Raw genomic sequence first — 16,185 nt, 5'->3', positions numbered from 1 at the left:
TTTTACTTCTTTTTTAAAATCAAAACGTCTTGAAAATCTCGATCTTTTCTATCTAGACTAAAATCTCTCCAAAAACCAACTATGTGCTGCTCGATTTTGAGACCTGCATCTTGTATCATTTTTTCTAAAAAAGAATATTCGAGCGCAATGTTTGCACCTTGTACTTTTTCATCGAGTAGACGGTAGCCATCTTTTTCATAAGGAAATTTAAATCCAGGGAATTTACTCAAATCCTCATTTTTTCTATAAATAAAGAATGTCGCCAAGCACATTCCATCTATTTTTAAGACACGTTGGATTTCATTAAGATAGTTATCAATTTCATTAACTCTCATGTGTGTAAAAACCGAGAATAAAAAAGATTTATCAAATAAATTATCTTGATATGGGAACTTAAAATTTTCAGCTTTTCCTTCGTACTCATTATATAGATCATTATTTAATGGAACGAACTGAAATTTAAAATTCGGAAAATCTTTGCTAATTGTTTTTTGACACCAATTTACTCCTTTTTTTACCACATCAAAACCGTCGTATGTAGCATCAGAATTTAGATATTTTGTAAGATGAATGGCAGTTCTACCCATACCGCTACCTATATCTAGAACTTTGTCATTGGGCTTTAACGCTATGTATTTTTTAAGTAAGGATAATTGTTCTTGTCCCTTTTGTTTAAAATCGCCAGGTCCAATAAAAATATCTCCTTTTTTAGGAATATACTTTTCTCTTTTACCAGTAATGCCTTCATAAAAGTCAATAGGAGAGAAGTATAGCTTTCTAACGAAAAAACGATACTTTGGTGATAGTTTATAAAAAAGATTCCTTTTTAACATAGTTTAGATTTCTTATAATAATTCATCAAACCATTAGTTGATGAGTCGTGGCTTGTAACGTCTTGATTGTCTTTTAATTCTGATAGAATTTTGTTGGCTAGAACTTTTCCTAACTCAACACCAAATTGGTCAAAACTGAACACATTCCAAATGACACCTTGTACAAAAATCTTATGCTCGTAAAAGGCAATCAATTGTCCTAAAGTGTAAGGTGTTAATTCTTTGATTAATATAGAGTTAGTCGGCGTGTTACCAACAAATATTTTATAATTGATAAGCTTTTCTATATCTTCTTCAGAGAGACCTTGATTCTCTAATTCTACTAAAACTTCTTCTTCGGTTTTTCCAAATGCTAAAGCTTCCGTTTGAGCGAAAAAATTGGCTAAAAGTTTATCTTGATGATCAGACACATCATTGCAAGATTTTGAAAACGCAATAAAATCTGATGGAATTAATTCTGTGCCTTGATGGATTAATTGATAAAATGCGTGTTGTCCGTTGGTTCCAGGTTCACCCCAAATAATAGGTCCTGTTTCATATTCGACAAAATCACCATTTCTGTCCACCGATTTCCCATTACTTTCCATGTCGCCTTGTTGCAGATAAGCCGCAAAACGATCAAGATATTGAGAATAAGGTAAAATAGCGTATGTTCCTGCCGCGTAAAAATTTCGGTACCAAATCCCCAAAAGTCCCATCAACACAGGGATGTTCTCTTTAAAATCTTTAGTTTTAAAATGAATATCTGTTGCTTCGGCACCTTTTAATAATTGTTCGAAATTATCATAACCAACTGCCAAAACAATGCTTAATCCAATCGCACTCCATAAAGAATAACGACCCCCAACCCAATCCCAAAACTCAAAAGTATTTTCGGCTAAAATTCCGAATTCATTAACTTTTTCTGTATTTGTAGAAAGCGCAACAAAATGTTTAGCAACATCAGCGTCATTTGCTCTAGATTTTAAGAACCAATATTTTGCAGACTGCGCGTTGGTCATTGTTTCTTGCGTGGTAAATGTCTTAGAAGCGACAATAAATAAAGTCGTTTCTGGATTTAGGTTTTTAAGAACTTCAGCAATATGATTGCCATCAACATTTGAAACAAAATGAACATCCAAACGTGTTTTAAAATGCTTCAAAGCTGAACAAACCATTACTGGACCAAGATCTGAGCCGCCAATCCCGATGTTGACAACATCCGTAATTTCTTTTCCTGAAAAACCTTTGTGCTCACCAGAAATTACTTTTTCTGAAAAAGATTTCATTTGGTTCAAAACCTTTTTGATAGCTGGTTTAATGTTTTCGCTATCTACCAAAATTGGTGTTTCCGAAAAGTCGCGTAAAGCAGTATGCAGAACGGCTCTGTTTTCAGTTTCGTTGATTTTTTCACCAGAGAACATTTGTCCGATGGCTTCCTTTAATTGCGTTTCTTCTGCTAATTTTAACAACAGATCCAAAGTACGCGAATCGATAAGGTTTTTTGAGTAATCAAATAGTAAATCTTCTGTTTCAAGAGAAAACTCTTTGAAACGTTCTGGATTGTATTTGAAAAGTGTTCTCAATTCAAAATCGTTGTTTGCGAAATGACTTTCTAAGTCTTCCCAAGCTTTGGTATGAGATGGATTAATTTTTGGAAGCATAATCACAAATGTTTTTAATCTACAAATTTACTGAAAATTCGTCGGATGAGCTTGCAGATTTTTATGCTTTTCTAAATAAAAAATTCCGCCTCGATAGACGGAACTTTTATTATGATTTTAGCTCTTTCGAAAAACGATTTAAGAAGAGTTTCTTTTTGTTTAAATAAATTAAACCAGCAATTATTAGTAAAATTGGCCAAATAGAAACCAAGAAAACCACAATCTGCTGAATCATATAAAAGCCTTCTACCAACCCATTTTTTAATTCGAATCCGAAGTTGCTTTTGAATTGATTATCATAGTTTTGCGTATTTGGAATTGGGATTTGTGCAACACTAACATTTGGTTCTTTTAGATAAATATCAACTGTACTGTATTTCAGTTGGTCGGCTATACTGATGTTGGCAACTTTTTGATTGTTGGCTTCGCGATAATTGTCGTCGGCCAGTTCTACTTTATCTTTGTTGGCTTTAAGTTGATTGATGTTTTCTTCGTTCTTTTGTTGACGTTGCGCATCTAGTTTTGCTAAAGCAATATTTGCGGTAACATCATCTGCATTGATAATTCTTGCATTTAGAAACAATTTATTTTGATTAATATCATTTAAAAAATCCCCTAAAAATTCAGTCGGAACCCGAACTTGCATCGTGTTTTCGTTTTGATATTTTCGAACTAAAGTCGCTTCAGTATCAGAAGTGTTGAATGTTCGTTCTGAAACCGTTTGCGCTTTCATTTGGCTTTTCGTAACAAAACCGCCCAATTTCACCAAAGATTTTTCGATAGCCACCGAAGCATCGTAGACATTCTTAACTTCCATGTCAATGTTGGCGGTTTTAATGAATTTCTTACCTTCAACTTGTTGAGACGCCGCAACAGAAGCGTTATCTGTAGTTGCCATTTCTGCTTTAGACATTTCCATTGTAGAAGCTTCTCCTGTTTCGTGTTTAACACATGAGATAACACCTAAACTAATAAAAGCTGCTGCGATTGAGATTTTAATAATTGATTTCATAATATATGGGTTTTAGAATTGTGATAAAGCTAAAACCAAACTGAAATTTTCTTTTTGTAAGCTTTTTGTTTTTTAGTTGTAAAGCTTAGTTTGCAATTTTAAACGATTGAAAATCTGTATTTTGTAAAATATAATTGTATTGGCTGAAAACTTATTATTGCTAAACTTTAGGAACAAAATTTGTTCTTTGTTTTTCAAAATCACAGCTTATGTCTTCTAGATTTTCAAAAATTAAAAATATAATAGAACTACTTCGTCATTTGGACATCGAAAAAATTTCTGAAATTTCTTCTAAAGTTAACCTTCCAAAATTGGTTAACAATGTTTCTCATTTAAGCGAAAAACAATTAAGTGCGATGATGAAAATGATGGATCCTAACAAAAAAGAAAAAATCCTTCCCGAAATAGATGGCGATTTTTACGACGTTAATCACACCTTAAGTCCAGAGCATCGAGAAATTCAGTTAAAAGTTCGTGCGTTTATGGAAAAAGAAGTAAAACCTTTGGTTAACGACTATTGGCTTCACGACGAATTTCCGTTGCAGTTAATTGAAAAATTTAGAGAATTAAATATCTGTGGTGTGACTTATGATGGTTATGGTTGCCCGAATTTACCATTTTTAATGGAAGGAATTTTAGCAATGGAAATGGCGCGTGTGGACGCCTCTATTGCAACATTTTTTGGTGTACAATCTGGATTGTCAATGGGATCAATCTATATGTGTGGCTCGGAAGCTCAAAAAGAAAAATGGCTTCCCGCTATGCAAAAATTTGAAAAGATTGGCGCTTTTGGTTTGACGGAACCAGAAGTTGGTTCTGGTGCTGCAGGAGGACTGACGACGACTTGCAAAAAAGTGGAAGGCGGCTGGATTCTTAATGGTCAAAAAAAATGGATTGGAAACGCAACCTTTGCAGATGTTATTATCATTTGGGCACGCGATGTTGATAGTGATGAGGTTAAAGGCTTTATTGTTGAAAAAGATAATCCTGGTTTTGCAGTCGAAAAAATCAAAGGAAAAATGGCACTTCGTATTGTACAAAATGGTTTGATAACCTTGACAGATTGTTTTGTTACCGATGAAAATAAATTAGTAAACGCCAATTCTTTTAAAGATACCGCTAAGGTTTTACAAATGACTAGAGCAGGTGTCGCTTGGATGGCTGTTGGTTTATCGCGTGGCGCCTACGAAAATGCCCTCGAATATACGCGTGAAAGAAAACAATTTGGAAAACCGATTGCAAGTTTCCAAATGATACAAGTACATTTGGTGGAAATGTTGTCCAATTTAACAGCGATGCAAACGATGGTTTTCCGACTTTCAGAAATGCAGGATGAGGGAATTTTAAAAGATGAACATGCTTCTCTGGCAAAGGTTTTTTGTACGATGAGAATGCGAGATATAGTAAGTCGTTCGCGAGAAGTTATGGGAGGCAACGGGATTTTGTTGGAACATAATGTTGCGCGATTTGTTGCTGATGCCGAGGCGATTTATTCTTATGAAGGCACAAAAGAAATTAACTCTTTAATTGTTGGTCGAGCTATTACAGGCTTCAGTGCTTTTGTCTAAATTTGTGTCATGAAATTTATTTTTTCATTTTTTATATTTTTAAGTTTGATTAATTGTAGTCAAACACAACAACCTATTAAAACTACCAAAACAATGGAACATCAGGACAATCCTTACTTTTCACGAACGGATAGAACTAAATTAAATGTTAGTAATGACGAATGGAAGAAAATTCTTCCTCCCGATTTATATGCGGTGGCGCGAGAAGCAGCAACCGAAAGACCTTTCACAGGGAAGTATAATGATTTTGACGCGATTGGCGACTATTATTGTGCGGTTTGTGGCAATCACCTTTTCCGTTCAACTTCGAAGTTTGCAAGTTCTTGCGGATGGCCAAGTTTTTTCGAAGCTGATAAAGAAGGTGTCATTTATAAAAGAGATTCTTCGCACGGCATGGAGCGTATAGAAGTTTTGTGCAAGCGTTGCGATTCCCATCTGGGACATGTTTTCAACGATGGACCACCACCAACAGGAACACGTTATTGCATGAATTCCATAAGTTTGGATTTTGAAAAAGATTAAAATTTAAACCATAAAAAACAAAAAGGCTGCTTCATTGCGAAACAGCCTTTCTTATTATAAGCCGATTTTGTATTTATTTAAAAATATTAAAACTTAAAATCTACACCAACATACATATTGATTCCCATGATTGGAGCATAGACCATTCCGCCGTCAAAGTTGTTGCCGAAAGGGTTTTGCGCATCAAGAATCGCATTGTGTTGTTTGTAATTGGTTAAGTTTTCGCCACCCAAATACACTCTAATTTTATCAGTAAAGTTTTTAGAAACCTGTGCATTAAGTGTTGTATATGGTTTTGAATAATTTCCTAAATGTCCAGCCGCAGCATTATGCCCCATATTTGGAAGTCGTTGTTCTCCAATCCAGTTAAGTGTTGCATCAAAATTCCAGAAACCACCTTTTTCGGATTTGTTGGTGGCGTAGGCTGCGTTAAAGAAAGCTCTGTGTTTCGCCATGAAAGGTACTTTCTTCAATCCACTAATGTAATCTGTTGCCACATCGTAATATTTGTATGCCAAACGGAAATCTAAATTTTTCGCAGCGTTGATGTCCCATTGCGTTTGGAAACTTGTTGCAAAAGATTTTCCTTCAAGGTTATAGAACAAAATTTTATGCGCCGATTGGTCAAGGTCAACAACAACTTGATCTTGGAAATCTGTTCGGAAAACGTCAGCAACAATGCTGTTTTTTCTATTAAATAATCTAAACTCTTGTTGTAAGCTGATTCCATAATTCCAAGCGATTTCTGGTTTTAGACCATAAATTTTTCCACCGTTGTTAACAATTTCGATCTTACGATTCGATGCGAAATATTGTTGATTTTCTGCAAAAACATTCGCTGTTCGGAAGCCTTTCCCTCCTGATAATCTCAGGATTGTTTGAGGTGTGATGTCATATTTAAAATTAAGTCTCGGCGTAAATTGCGTCCCAGCCAAATTATGAAAATCCACTCTTGCACCAGCAACCAACGTATATTTAGCTCCAGTCAACGTATATTCCGCAAAAAGTCCAGGCACCGTCTCTTGACGTTCGATGTTTTGGTTTAAATAATCTTCGTTGTAATTATCCAATAGGAAGCTCGCACCAACTTTGTACTTGTGGTTGGTATTTCCAAGAATACTTTCAAAAATTAAATTGGAATAAAAAGTCGATTGCTTTCCAAAGTAATTTCTAAATCCGAAAAAGCTATCTTGTTGATGATAAGTAAATTGATTCATCCAGCCCAAACTTTGGTAAGGTTTTCCTTTAAAAACATAACCTGTTTTATTCCAAACCTGAAATCTAGAAATGTCGATCCCTACACCATAAAGATCTTGTTCCTTTTGAGAAAGTCTTTTGTTATAGCCAACTTGTCCTGCAGTTCTTTGATCTTGCAAAAAGTTAACGCCAAAGTGCGATCCCAAACCAGAATGATCAAGGTCATTATAGTTTAATAAGTAAGTAACATTAAGTTGCGTGCCTTTTGGACGATCCAGAAAGCCATCTTTGTTCATATCCGTATTGCCCAAAGTTGCGTTGCCGTGTAGCAAAATACTTTGATTCCAATGGTCTGATAATGGGGAAGTATGCGTAATGTTGGCTTCTGTTCTTCCTTCAAAATCTGCAAAAAGATTGATTTCTGTCGCCGATTTTTCGTCGTTGGATTTTAGAAGTTCGGTGTTAATTTGTCCAGTAATACTTTCGTAACCGTTAACAACTGTGCTTCCGCCTTTTGTCAGTTGGATGCCGCCAATCCATTTTCCAGGAATGAAATTAAGTCCATAAGCTGATGCCAAACCACGAATTTCTGGTAGAAGTTCTTTCGTTAAACTCGTGTATTTTTGGTCAAGACCTAACATTTTAAGTTGTTTAGTCCCAGTCACTGCATTGCTAAACGAAACGTCAACCGTCGCATTGGTTTCAAAACTTTCGGAAAGATTACAACAAGCTGCTTTTAGTAATTCCTTAGAATCGATATTAAATGTCAAACCAACTTCTTTTTTGCTAAGAGCTGTTGCTGCCTTAGTTTTTGTAACCGTTACACCATCAATTTGGTTGGCTTCTTTGTCATGCCCATGACCAGCGTGTTCATCTTCAGTTTTAGTGGCTTGTTTTGGAGCTTCTTCCTCTTCATCCATATGGACAAGTGGATTTTTTTCGCCCCATTTGAAGTTACGATCATAAAGACAACATTTTGGAAGTTTGTCATAGACTTTAGTTTCAGACGTGTATTTTTCGTTGTCGTGACCAACATCTGCAATATGTTTTAATATCTTATCTGATGAGGTTTTTGTAGAATCGTAAGTGATATGTATTTTTTGTTCGTTGGCATCCCAATTTACAGAGGAAGTTCCCATGTCTTTGGCAGCCTTTTCGATACGCATTTTACAAGAGATGCAATTTCCTCGCACGTAAAAAGATTCTGTTTTCAGAGTTTCTTGTGCCCAAATTGTTATGGAACAAAGTAGCATAACAAAAGTGAGAACACTTTTATTTAAAAATTTCATTTGAAAAAAATTCGGAGGTTATTTTAATTTACAAACTTTGTTAGGATCACAATCCGCAGACATTTTGGAAGAATTGTCTGGACGCTTGTACTGACAACATTCTTCTAACGAAGAATATTTTTTGTTAGCCGCACGGAAAGCTTGGTTGTCGTAACCTGCATCAGCAACGTTTTTCAAAACATTATTGACAGAAGTATTAGCTGTTTTGTAAGTAACTGTTAAGACTTTTGATTTTTTGTCCCAAGTTGCAGTTTCAACATTTTTATCTGCTTTAGCTGCAGTTTCGATGTTATCTTTACACATACCACAATTACCTTCTACACGATAAGTTTCGGTTTTGGATTGCGCTGAAAAGTTTGAAAATAAAAATATAGATAGGATGAAAATCCCTGATTTAATAATAGATTTCATTTTTAAAATAATTTAATTGATAATAAAATTCGCTCGAAAAAATACTTCTCAAGCCTGTGATAATACAATTAAGCTATTTTGGGCGGTTGCCAAATGTTAAAGAAATTATTATTAATGAAATTAAAAGAATACCCAAATGTTTTTTGAGTGTTAAAAACATTAGCAAGACTATTCTTTGCGTTAAAATCTGTTAAAAATAACGGCATGTAGCAGCTATGACACGTGTGACATTGCTGACAATGGTCTTGACAAGAGTCTTTGGTGTTGTCCGATTTGGAGTCTGTATGACAAGCGTCTTTTTCTTCAGAGTGTTTTGTACAACAATCATCAGAGTTGGTTGTCATTTCGCAACAAGTGTCATCAGCAATAGAAAGTTCGATAACCTGCATTGGGAAAACCATACTTCCCAAACAGAACAGACTAACGAAAAATAATAACTTTCTGAACATTTATTTTAACAAATCATTGCAAAACTACAAAAAATATAATAAATGAAAATTCGTTTAAGTTAAAAATTATTAAAGTTTAGTTAAACTTCGTGATGTATAATCCTTTGATAATCTTATAATTGTAATTTTGCCCTCGCAAATGTAAAGTATATATGAAGAGACTCCCAATTTTTCTTTGTTCGGTATTTTTGCTAGGAACATCTTTTTATCCTAGTACAAAAATCAAAATAACTTCAACAACAACCAAAGAAAGTGACAAGACTGTTGTGGTTGAAAAAAGCAAAGAGGAAAACAAAACAACATCAGCAGAGACGATCTACAATTCGATTTCTTTTGAAGGTAATGATGTTTTAAATTTTGATGTTTTTAATAGAGCTTATTTAGGGTTTCAAAATTTAAAAAAATCAGGCGCTCTTAACCAAGATGCGAGATTGTTAAGTGTCTGCGATTTTAGCCTTTCGTCTAACAAAAAAAGACTTTGGGTTATTGATGTAGAAACAAAAACCGTGCTTTTTAACTCATTGGTTGCACATGGTAAAGGGACGGGTGAAGAATTCGCTTCTAACTTTTCCAACACAGAAAATTCTCACCAATCTAGTCTGGGATTTTATGTCACAGAAACAACCTACAATGGTGACAATGGCTATTCTTTACGATTAGTTGGGATGGATAAAGGTTACAATGATGCCGCTATGAAGCGCGCTATTGTAATGCATGGCGCCGATTATGTAAGTGAAGATTTTATAAAATCCGAAAAGAGATTGGGTAGAAGTTGGGGTTGTCCAGCTGTGCCAAGAGCTTTGGCTGCACCAATTATTGATAGAATTAAAGATAAGACTTGTCTGTTTATCTATTATCCAGATCAAAATTATCTTTCACAATCCGAGTGGTTGAAGGTGGCAGAACCTTTGTCAAACGAGGTTCTTGCAAAGCAATAGATTAAATAATAATTGAAAGGAAGCCATCATGATTTGATGGCTTCTTTTATTGTTTTAATATTTTTAAAATCTTGACCGTCCCACTGATAAAGGTTTTTTATCTTTTCGCCAGTCGTCACATCGTTATCATCGGTTTGTCCTTTTTCTAAAATATAATAGAATTGATTGTTTAGTTTGTTTTCTGCGCTCGGCAATTCGATACTTTCGGAATGATAGAAAATTCCGCCATCAGCAACGCTTTCAGTTTTAGGTAACAAAATCAAATTATCTTTAGTCACAAAAATCGTCTGTTCGTAAGTTGGAATTCCGCAAGCTTCTCCCGAAACCATAGTTTTAATGGTATAATCAATATTTTTCAATCGAATTGCTTTTTCAACAGTTAGAGAATGTGCAGAGAGATTTTCTGTGGTTCCGGCATCAAAATTCTTTTCTGAAACCAGAGTTTCATTTTTAAAATATTTGATACCGCCAACAAGACCTTTGTAGCTAATGTTATCAGGATTTATTTTTATTTCCGTTGAAGGAATACCAAACAGAATGTCAACACCGTCTTTTGAAAACTGAGAAATTGCAAGATTACCACTCCAGACAAAACCAGTCTTGTTATCGTATGCAACGCGTAGCCAATTTGCTGCTCGTTCGCCAAGTTGAGTGACAGCGCCCGTCAGTTCTATAATTTTTAAACTTTTGTTATGTGAAACACTGTCGACAACTTTTGATGTCAAAGTTGGAAGCTCACGGATTTTGGTTTGGTCAACATAGACTTTAATCATTTCATTTTTTTGATGATTAAAAACCGAATTCGCATACAAGCCATTATCAACATAAGCGTAAGCGACGTCGCTTTGTGCGTTGACAAATCCAATCGTAAATAAAAAACTAAATATTAAATAACGTAACATAAATTAATTATTCAAAAAAAACCTGTAATTAGCAGGCTTTATATTGTTAAGTAAGTGGCTCTCCGACAGGTATTGCACAGTCATGATGTGGCTCTCCATGTGCCGGATTAAGTGCGGGTTTTGGTCCAATCGCTTGTGGTGTAGCTGGTTGTTGCGGTGCAACAGGCGTTATCTGCTGTACCGTTGGCGCTGGATTCATACCAACTGCAGGCGCCGGCGATGGTGCCGAGTTTAGCGGTTGTCCAACAGGAATGTCGCAACGGTGGTTAGGCATGCCATGTTCAGGATTTAGTCCAGCAGTTGTTGGTGCTGGAGTTGCAATTTGAACTTGATTTGGCTGCGCAACTTCAGTTTTAGCTTCTGTATTCGTGCTATCAATTTTTGCAACTTCAGTTGATTTGTTATCTGGTGTTGGAGAGATTTTATCATTCTTCCCACAAGAAATAACAGAAACGCAGATTATTGCTAGACTAAAAATTTGAGATTTCATAACTTATATTTTCTCAAAGATACAAAAGAATTAGTTTTTCACTAATAGTCGGAAACCTTCACCATGAACATTGATAATTTCTAAACCTTCGTCATCTTTAAGAAGTTTTCTCAGTTTAGCAATATATACGTCCATACTTCTTGCGGTAAAGTAATTTTCTTTTTTCCAGATTTTTCTAAGAGCTAAATCTCTAGGCATGAAGTCGTTACGATGTAAGCAAAGTAGCTTAAGAAGTTCATTCTCTTTTGGAGAAAGCTTGTATTCTTTTTCGCCAACACGCAGTTGTCTTAACATAGAATCGAAGAAAATATCACTAACCTTGAATTGCTCCTGATCTTCGTTTTCTAAAACTGCGCTTCTTTGCAGAATTGCTTTAATCTTATAAAGAAGAAGTTCTGTATCAAATGGTTTTGTGATATAATCGTCAGCACCAATTTGATAACCCTTCAAGATATCTTCTCTCATGTTACGAGCAGTTAAGAAGATAATCGGTGTATTTTTATCAATTTTTTTAACGTCCTCAGCAAGGCTAAAACCATCTTTTTTCGGCATCATTACGTCGAAAATACAGATGTCGAATTCTTTCTCTGTGAATTCCTTAAGACCCATTTCTCCGTCTGTCGCCAAAGTCACCTCGAAGTTGTTGATGCTAAGATAATCTTTAAGAACCGCACCAAAACTTTGATCGTCTTCTACTAATAATATTCTGTTGCTCATAGCCTTAATATTTTAATTGGTTAATCGGAATTGCTTCCTATTTTATTTAATTGTTTGATTTGTATTTTAACTCATAGGCAGTTTAACAACAAATGTGCTACCTTTTCCTTTTTGAGATTCTACCTGTATTTGTCCGTGGTGGATTTCTATGATTTTTTTAACATAAGAAAGTCCAAGTCCTTGACCTTTAACGTTATGGATGTTGCCAGTCTCTTCGCGGAAGAATTTTTCAAAAATCTTCGCTTTGTTCTCTGCGTCCATTCCCATGCCTTTGTCAGAAATTTCAATGACATACCAATTACCATCATTTCTGGTTTTAATAGTGATTTCTGGCGTGTCTGGCGAATATTTGTTAGCATTATCTAATAAGTTAACCAAAGCATTCGAAAAATGGAATTCATCTATTTTAAAATTATATTTCTCCGCTGTAAAGTTGGTTGTTAATATACCTTGACGTTCTTCAACAATTAATTTGAAAGACTCAGTAATCTTCTTAATCAACTCACGGACGTTGGTTTCTTTTAAAAATAGTTGCATCTCGTTACGTTCTAATTTTGACATATTAAGAACATTTTCGACTTGCTTTTTCATCCTTAGATTCTCTTGTTTTATTAGGCTCGAATAGTATTTGACCTTTTCTGGATCAGTTGCTATTTTATCGTTTGATAAAGAATCTGTCGCCACCGAAATCGTTGCCAAAGGCGTTTTGAATTCGTGTGACATATTGTTGATAAAGTCTGTTTTGACATCAGCAATTTTTTTCTGACGCATCATATAGTTGATCGAAATAATATAAATCCCCAAAATCGTCAACAATGATACAAAAGTCCCCACCAACATTGGTAAGTTGTGTCTCACCAACGAGTAATCTTTTCTCGGAAACACCAAAGCCAACGTGTATAATGTTTGGTCTTTACTGTTTGTAAAAAGAGGATACGTATAGTTGGTTTTATCTTTTTGATCCAAATAAGTGTTGTTGCTAATCGATGTTAACTTGTTGGTTTTATCGATCACGCCGAAACCTATTTTGGTGTCAATACCTTTTAATTTTAATTCTTTTGTTAAAACAGAATCAATCGTTTTATTGTCAACACGTTGTTCAATTGGAAGGTTGCTGGCATTTAGTTTTGCAAATTCTTTCAGTTGTAATGTGCTGTTGTCTAGGTCTTTACCGATTTGTGAAGTCAGTAGTTCTGGACTTTGTTTTTTAATCTTGTACAAACCTTCATCCTTGTATAATTTGGTGATATTAAGAGAGTCACCTTGCTTAGAAATTGGGATTTGTTGTTTTTCGATGATGCTTTTTTGAAACAAAATCGAGGTTCTGTTTGCAGAATCTTTAGTCTGCTGAATATAAGTCTGCGTCGGCTGATTGTTGCTTACAATTTCTGATTTTAAGTTTGTAAAATCTTTGTTGTAATATTTGTCAACTTCCAGTTCTTGTATTTTTTCCGAAGAAGTTTCTAAGGCAGAATAGACTTTATTAGAAAAATCTTGCTCCAGCGCGCCATATAATTCTTTAATCCAATATAACTGCAATGAGACGAACACAATGAGTGATATCGTCATAAAAACAGAGATAATCGGAATGAATTTATTGTTCATTGAATTGTTTTTGAAAAGTTAAAATTAAACGATTCTATATGCAGATAACAAATATTGTGCTAAAAAAATATATTTTGTTTCTTAAATCTTATTTTTTTAACATTTTTTCGTGAATCGTAAATGGTTTCGCTTAGAATGAGTTGAAATTCAAGCTAGTCCAAAGGGATTTCTTCATCCAAAAAGTATTGTACAATTGCTTTTCGCATCAAGATGCTTTGTTCATTTGGTTTTAGTTCTGGAAGATTATCCGTTTCATCATATTGCGGCCAACCATCAATATAATGTGAAAATTTGTAATAACCAAAAGGTTCCAAAAGTCTGCAAACCGCGATGTGGATGAGGTTAACCTTGTCGTCTTTGGTATATTTTTGTTTTCCACTGCCAAGCTCTTGCACGCCAATTAAGAAAAGCATGCTTTCGATGGGTGGATTTTTTTCGGTATCAAAATTATTTTCGAAAAAAGATTCTATCTTTTTCCAGATTTCTGCTTCATTCATATTAATTCTTATTTTCAATTTTTAAAAGGAAAGCATATTCCAAAGCGATTTCTTTTAAGCTTTCGAATCTGCCACTTGCGCCACCATGACCAGATGTCATATCGGTTTTAAAGATTAATATATTATCATCGGTTTTTAAATCTCTAAGTTTTGCTGTCCATTTTGCGGGTTCCCAATATTGAACTTGGGAATCGTGGAAGCCTGTCGTTATCAGTATATTTGGATAATCTTGCGCTACAATATTATCATACGGCGAATATGATTTCATGTACTGATAATATTCTTCCTCATTTGGATTTCCCCATTCGTCGTATTCTCCTGTCGTTAAAGGAATACTATCGTCCAACATTGTAGTAACAACGTCCACAAACGGAACTTGCGCCACAACACCTGTGAAAAGTTTGGGTTCCATATTAATAACGGCGCCCATCAAAAGTCCCCCAGCACTTCCGCCCATTGCATAAAGATGTTTTGGAGAAGTGTAATTGATTTCTGTTAAATATTTTCCAGCATCGATAAAGTCGGTAAAGGTATTTTTCTTTTGAAGCATTTTTCCGTCTTCGTACCATTCGCGACCAAGATATTCTCCTCCTCTGATGTGAGCGATTGCATAAATAAAACCTCGATCCAAAAGTGATAATCTAACATTCGAAAAAGTCGCATCAATCGTCACACCATAACTTCCATAACCATAAAGTAATAAAGGAGTGTCCGATTTCTTCGCAGTGTTTTTATGATAAACTAAAGAAATAGGAATTTTTTTACCATCGCGAGCTGTTGCCCAAATTCTTTCAGAGATATAATTGTCAGCGTCAAATTTTCCTCCTAAAACTTCTTGTTGTTTTAACAATGTTGAAGTTTGGGTTTCCATATCATATTCAAAAGTCGAATTTGGTTTGGTTAAAGACGTGTATCCGTAACGCAAAATTTTGGTATCAAATTCTAAATTGATGCCGATGTAGGCGGTATAAGTTGGATCTGAAAATTCTAAATAATGCGCATTTCCAGAGTCGTTGTTGATGATTTTAATTTGTAAAAGACCTTCAGTTCTTTCTTCAATGACAAAATAATTTTTAAAAATTTCAAAACCTTCCAACAACACCTCTTCACGATGCGGAATATGGTCTGTCCAGTTTTCTTTGCTTGGTTGCGAAACAGGTGTTGTTACGATTTTAAAATTAGTGGCATCATCAGTATTTGTAATAATATAGAACAAATCACCATAATGCTCGACAGAATATTCGAGGTCCTCAGTTCTCGGTTGGATAATTGTCCATTCGGCATTAACGTTATCTGCTGGGATAAAGCGTTGTTCGTCCTCGTTGGTGCTAGATGTTGCAATGAAAATATATTCCAAAGATTTAGTTTTGAACAAGCCAACATCAAAAGTGTCATCTTCTTCATGATAAACCAAAACATTTTCCGGCTCTCCTAATCTATGACTATAGACTTTATCAGCGCGCAGACTTTCATCTTTAGTAATATAGAATACATGCTCGTTGTCATTCGCCCAAACAATTTTTCCTGTATTATTTTCAATTTTATCAGTGTAAAGTTCTTTAGTTTCTAAATTTTTAAAATTGATTTGGTAAATTCTTCTTCCAATTTTATCGTAAGAAAATGCTAGGGTTTTGTTGTCAGGACTAACAGTCAAACTTCCAATTTCAAAATATTCTAAACCATCAGCTAATTGGTTAGCATCAAGTAAAATTTCTTCTTCTGCTTCTAGGGTTTCTTTTTTTCTTGTGAAAATAGGATAGTCTTTTCCGTCTTCATAACGCACGATATACCAATAGCCGTTAAAAAAATAGGGCAGTGATGCATCATCTTTTTTGTAGCGCGCTTTCATTTCTTCAAACAGTTCGGATTGCAAAGTTTCAGTATCCTGCATTACAAAATCCGCGAATTTGTTTTCATCTTCCAAATACTGCAAAACGTCAGGGCTTTCACGTTGGTTCATCCAGTAATATTGGTCGTTTCGCACGTCTTTGTGCTTTTCGATAATATGGTCGATTTTCTTTGCTTGAGGCGCTTTCATATAGAAAAACTAAAGTTCTAAATTAATAAAAAAACCACCTTCCATGTAGGACAAGTGGTTGTAAATTTATAGAT

At 34.9% G+C, this 16,185-nt stretch carries 15 protein-coding genes; 3 read left to right on the top strand and 12 right to left on the bottom strand.

Annotation, left to right across the window (positions count from 1 at the left end):
- Nucleotides 1–2: 2 nt before the first annotated feature.
- From AC23MB_RS00310 to AC23MB_RS00300, 3 genes are all read right to left on the bottom strand, one after another.
- Complete coding sequence (locus AC23MB_RS00310) at nt 3–833, bottom strand: class I SAM-dependent methyltransferase (protein WP_312321642.1); 831 nt, start codon at nt 831–833, stop codon at nt 3–5.
- Nucleotides 827–2,476 carry a glucose-6-phosphate isomerase gene (gene pgi, locus AC23MB_RS00305; protein ID WP_487786247.1) on the bottom strand — a complete coding sequence of 550 codons (1,650 nt, stop codon included), beginning with the start codon at nt 2,474–2,476 and terminating at the stop codon, nt 827–829. The genes AC23MB_RS00310 and pgi overlap by 7 nt, the downstream gene beginning before the upstream one ends.
- 109 nt (nt 2,477–2,585) lie before the next feature.
- On the bottom strand, nt 2,586–3,488 hold the full coding sequence (locus AC23MB_RS00300) for a DUF4349 domain-containing protein (protein WP_487786246.1): 903 nt from the start codon (nt 3,486–3,488) through the stop codon (nt 2,586–2,588).
- A 209-nt stretch (nt 3,489–3,697) separates the two neighbouring features.
- Here AC23MB_RS00300 and AC23MB_RS00295 point away from each other — a divergent pair, with 209 nt between their 5' ends.
- The gene (locus tag AC23MB_RS00295; RefSeq protein ID WP_487786245.1) at nt 3,698–5,056 is read left to right on the top strand and encodes an acyl-CoA dehydrogenase family protein; all 1,359 of its coding nucleotides are present in this window, start codon (nt 3,698–3,700) and stop codon (nt 5,054–5,056) included.
- Nucleotides 5,057–5,149: 93 nt separating this feature from the next.
- Nucleotides 5,150–5,578 carry a peptide-methionine (R)-S-oxide reductase MsrB gene (msrB, locus tag AC23MB_RS00290; RefSeq protein WP_312321638.1) on the top strand — a complete coding sequence of 143 codons (429 nt, stop codon included), beginning with the start codon at nt 5,150–5,152 and terminating at the stop codon, nt 5,576–5,578.
- Nucleotides 5,579–5,664: 86 nt separating this feature from the next.
- Here the strand turns inward: msrB and AC23MB_RS00285 are convergent, their stop codons facing one another.
- The 3 genes from AC23MB_RS00285 to AC23MB_RS00275 form a co-directional block, all read right to left on the bottom strand.
- The gene (locus tag AC23MB_RS00285; protein WP_487786244.1) at nt 5,665–8,064 is read right to left on the bottom strand and encodes a TonB-dependent receptor domain-containing protein; all 2,400 of its coding nucleotides are present in this window, start codon (nt 8,062–8,064) and stop codon (nt 5,665–5,667) included.
- 18 nt (nt 8,065–8,082) lie between these two features.
- Nucleotides 8,083–8,475 (bottom strand): heavy-metal-associated domain-containing protein, encoded by a 393-nt coding sequence (locus AC23MB_RS00280; protein WP_374330313.1) that lies wholly within the window; start codon nt 8,473–8,475, stop codon nt 8,083–8,085.
- Nucleotides 8,476–8,543: 68 nt separating this feature from the next.
- The gene (locus AC23MB_RS00275; RefSeq protein ID WP_487786243.1) at nt 8,544–8,924 is read right to left on the bottom strand and encodes a hypothetical protein; all 381 of its coding nucleotides are present in this window, start codon (nt 8,922–8,924) and stop codon (nt 8,544–8,546) included.
- Nucleotides 8,925–9,076: 152 nt separating this feature from the next.
- On the opposite strand from AC23MB_RS00275, the gene AC23MB_RS00270 reads away from it, so the two are divergent.
- The gene (locus AC23MB_RS00270) at nt 9,077–9,862 is read left to right on the top strand and encodes a murein L,D-transpeptidase catalytic domain family protein (RefSeq protein ID WP_487786242.1); all 786 of its coding nucleotides are present in this window, start codon (nt 9,077–9,079) and stop codon (nt 9,860–9,862) included.
- Nucleotides 9,863–9,888: 26 nt separating this feature from the next.
- On the opposite strand, the gene AC23MB_RS00265 is transcribed toward AC23MB_RS00270, so the two are convergent.
- The 6 genes from AC23MB_RS00265 to AC23MB_RS00240 all read right to left on the bottom strand — a co-directional run bounded on the left by AC23MB_RS00265 (nt 9,889) and on the right by AC23MB_RS00240 (nt 16,111).
- Nucleotides 9,889–10,764 carry an SH3 domain-containing protein gene (locus AC23MB_RS00265; protein WP_487786241.1) on the bottom strand — a complete coding sequence of 292 codons (876 nt, stop codon included), beginning with the start codon at nt 10,762–10,764 and terminating at the stop codon, nt 9,889–9,891.
- 46 nt (nt 10,765–10,810) lie between these two features.
- Complete coding sequence (locus AC23MB_RS00260; protein ID WP_312321632.1) at nt 10,811–11,254, bottom strand: hypothetical protein; 444 nt, start codon at nt 11,252–11,254, stop codon at nt 10,811–10,813.
- A gap of 30 nt (nt 11,255–11,284) precedes the next feature.
- Nucleotides 11,285–11,971 (bottom strand): response regulator transcription factor, encoded by a 687-nt coding sequence (locus AC23MB_RS00255; protein ID WP_312321631.1) that lies wholly within the window; start codon nt 11,969–11,971, stop codon nt 11,285–11,287.
- Nucleotides 11,972–12,037: 66 nt separating this feature from the next.
- Complete coding sequence (locus AC23MB_RS00250) at nt 12,038–13,576, bottom strand: sensor histidine kinase (RefSeq protein WP_313028532.1); 1,539 nt, start codon at nt 13,574–13,576, stop codon at nt 12,038–12,040.
- A gap of 152 nt (nt 13,577–13,728) precedes the next feature.
- Nucleotides 13,729–14,073, bottom strand: coding sequence for a hypothetical protein (locus AC23MB_RS00245; protein ID WP_313028548.1), 345 nt, complete (start codon nt 14,071–14,073; stop codon nt 13,729–13,731).
- Between the two features lies 1 nt (nt 14,074).
- On the bottom strand, nt 14,075–16,111 hold the full coding sequence (locus AC23MB_RS00240) for a S9 family peptidase (RefSeq protein WP_487786240.1): 2,037 nt from the start codon (nt 16,109–16,111) through the stop codon (nt 14,075–14,077).
- Between the last annotated feature and the right edge of the window lie 74 nt (nt 16,112–16,185).

It is taken from the genome of Soonwooa sp. T0.1_25 (assembly GCF_057652215.1).
Note: the sequence above shows the minus strand (reverse complement) of the source record. Positions and strands in the feature narration are given on the sequence as shown.

Excerpts from the sequence above, each read along its gene's own strand:
- AC23MB_RS00270 (WP_487786242.1), top strand. The coding sequence starts at position 9,077 with ATGAAGAGACTCCCAATTTTTCTTTGTTCGGTATTTTTGCTAGGAACA.
- AC23MB_RS00300 (WP_487786246.1), bottom strand. The coding sequence starts at position 3,488 with ATGAAATCAATTATTAAAATCTCAATCGCAGCAGCTTTTATTAGTTTA.
- AC23MB_RS00310 (WP_312321642.1), bottom strand. The coding sequence starts at position 833 with ATGTTAAAAAGGAATCTTTTTTATAAACTATCACCAAAGTATCGTTTT.
- AC23MB_RS00255 (WP_312321631.1), bottom strand. The coding sequence starts at position 11,971 with ATGAGCAACAGAATATTATTAGTAGAAGACGATCAAAGTTTTGGTGCG.
- msrB (WP_312321638.1), top strand. The coding sequence starts at position 5,150 with ATGGAACATCAGGACAATCCTTACTTTTCACGAACGGATAGAACTAAA.
- AC23MB_RS00245 (WP_313028548.1), bottom strand. The coding sequence starts at position 14,073 with ATGAATGAAGCAGAAATCTGGAAAAAGATAGAATCTTTTTTCGAAAAT.
- AC23MB_RS00285 (WP_487786244.1), bottom strand. The coding sequence starts at position 8,064 with ATGAAATTTTTAAATAAAAGTGTTCTCACTTTTGTTATGCTACTTTGT.
- AC23MB_RS00265 (WP_487786241.1), bottom strand. The coding sequence starts at position 10,764 with ATGTTACGTTATTTAATATTTAGTTTTTTATTTACGATTGGATTTGTC.
- AC23MB_RS00260 (WP_312321632.1), bottom strand. The coding sequence starts at position 11,254 with ATGAAATCTCAAATTTTTAGTCTAGCAATAATCTGCGTTTCTGTTATT.
- pgi (WP_487786247.1), bottom strand. The coding sequence starts at position 2,476 with ATGCTTCCAAAAATTAATCCATCTCATACCAAAGCTTGGGAAGACTTA.
- AC23MB_RS00280 (WP_374330313.1), bottom strand. The coding sequence starts at position 8,475 with ATGAAATCTATTATTAAATCAGGGATTTTCATCCTATCTATATTTTTA.
- AC23MB_RS00240 (WP_487786240.1), bottom strand. The coding sequence starts at position 16,111 with ATGAAAGCGCCTCAAGCAAAGAAAATCGACCATATTATCGAAAAGCAC.
- AC23MB_RS00275 (WP_487786243.1), bottom strand. The coding sequence starts at position 8,924 with ATGTTCAGAAAGTTATTATTTTTCGTTAGTCTGTTCTGTTTGGGAAGT.
- AC23MB_RS00250 (WP_313028532.1), bottom strand. The coding sequence starts at position 13,576 with ATGAACAATAAATTCATTCCGATTATCTCTGTTTTTATGACGATATCA.
- AC23MB_RS00295 (WP_487786245.1), top strand. The coding sequence starts at position 3,698 with ATGTCTTCTAGATTTTCAAAAATTAAAAATATAATAGAACTACTTCGT.